We start from the raw sequence: 1,589 nt of genomic DNA on the forward strand, positions 1-1,589 counted from the left end.
ACGCACCCGCCGACGCACCCGCCGACGCACCCGCCGACGCACCCGCCGACGCACCCGCCGACGCACCCGCCGACGCACCCGCCGACGCACCCGCCGACGCACCCGCCGACGCACCCGCCGACGACGCCTCCCACCACGACTCCGCCGCCCCATCCGGGAGGTCCCGGCGACTGTGAGGGGCCCACGCCCGGTCATGAGCCCGAGGAAGGCTGCGAGGAGCCCTCGACCCCGCCCACCACGCCCGGGCACCCCCAGCTCCCCGACACCGGAAGTGAGCCGATGCTGATGGGGGCGGCTGCGATCAGCGCGGCCCTGGTCATCGGCGGCACCGTCGTCTACCTCCGCGGCGGACGGATCGCCCGCCGCCACTGATCCGGCCCGCACCTCGACGACGCGTCAACCCGGGGCCCTCGCCATCACCGGTGAGGGCCCCGTGCGTTGCTGCACACGGGTTAGTCCCGCCACGTTTCGGCCAAGGGGCTCGTTCACCTCACATGACTCTGCGTTCTCACGCGGGCATGGGGCTCCTCATGACCGCATTCGCCTCCGCCGCCCTGGCGGCTCCCGCCTCCGCCGTCGAGGCACCGGTGGTCGTCCCGCTCCAGGGGCTCGACCCCGTCCTGCCGATGGACGCGCCGACCGTGGCGACCGGCGTACCCGTCCCGATGCCCGGGGCGCCCACCGGCTTCCAGAAGGGCGTCGGTGCGCTGCCGGACGTCACCCTGCCCAGCGTGCCGCTCACCGGCACCCTGCCGGAGACCGTCGTCGACGCACCGCTCCCCGAACTCCTCAAGGGCAGCGAGCCCGGCCGCGCCCTCCTCAGCAGTCCGCACTCGGAGATGAAGGCGGCCACCCCCGGCGCCGTCCTGGGCAATCCGGTGGAGGCCCCGCGCGGCAACGGGCTCCAGGGCCTCCCGGACTTGGCGAAGCCCCAGGTCGGCCTTCTCGCCCCGGTGCTCAGCGGTGCCCTGGATCCCCAGCTCGGTCTGGTGCCGGACGCAGGCTGACGCGCCGTCCCCGAACCTGTGCACGACTCTTCAACGGCCCTCTTCACCGGGCGGGTGAAGACACGATTCTTCCCCGCCACCCCAAGGGAAGTCGGTCGTTGCAAGAGAAGGCTTGTCGCATGGCCGCGGCCCGCGGCCGAATCCGTTCCGTCGTATCCGACGACGGACGGCATTCGGTCCGCGGGCCATTTCTTCGTCCTTTTCCTTCCCGTTCGGCGCAATGGCCGTTACCCGGCCCTGACATCGGCGTTGAACGGGAACGACGGCCGTGATTCCTGCGGTCGCTTTCCACGTCCAAGGAGTTCTTGATGTCTCGCATCGCGAAGGCTGCCGCTGTTCTCGCCGGCACGGGTGCTGTCGCCCTCAGCGGAGCCGGCCTGGCCGTCGCCGACTCGGGCGCCGAGGCCGTCGCCGCCCACTCGCCCGGTGTCGCCTCCGGCAACGTCGTCCAGGTCCCGGTCCACGTCCCGGTCAACCTCTGCGGCAACACCGTCAACGTCGTCGGGCTGCTGAACCCGGCGTTCGGCAACACCTGCATCAACGCCGACGGTGGCCACGGCATGGGCGGCTACGGCGGCTGAT

At 72.4% G+C, this 1,589-nt stretch carries 2 protein-coding genes; both read left to right on the forward strand.

Features of this window, described 5'->3' with window-relative positions; all coding sequences use genetic code 11:
- The first annotated feature begins 530 nt into the window (after positions 1–530).
- Positions 531–1,007, forward strand: a complete 477-nt coding sequence (locus ACFW2Y_RS35435) for a hypothetical protein (protein ID WP_384887764.1) — start codon at positions 531–533, stop codon at positions 1,005–1,007.
- A 308-nt stretch (positions 1,008–1,315) separates the two neighbouring features.
- Positions 1,316–1,588 carry a chaplin gene (locus ACFW2Y_RS35440; RefSeq protein ID WP_384887766.1) on the forward strand — a complete coding sequence of 91 codons (273 nt, stop codon included), beginning with the start codon at positions 1,316–1,318 and terminating at the stop codon, positions 1,586–1,588.
- Position 1,589 lies beyond the last annotated feature (1 nt).

This window comes from Streptomyces sp. NPDC058877, from assembly GCF_042742855.1.
Lineage (GTDB): Bacteria > Actinomycetota > Actinomycetes > Streptomycetales > Streptomycetaceae > Streptomyces.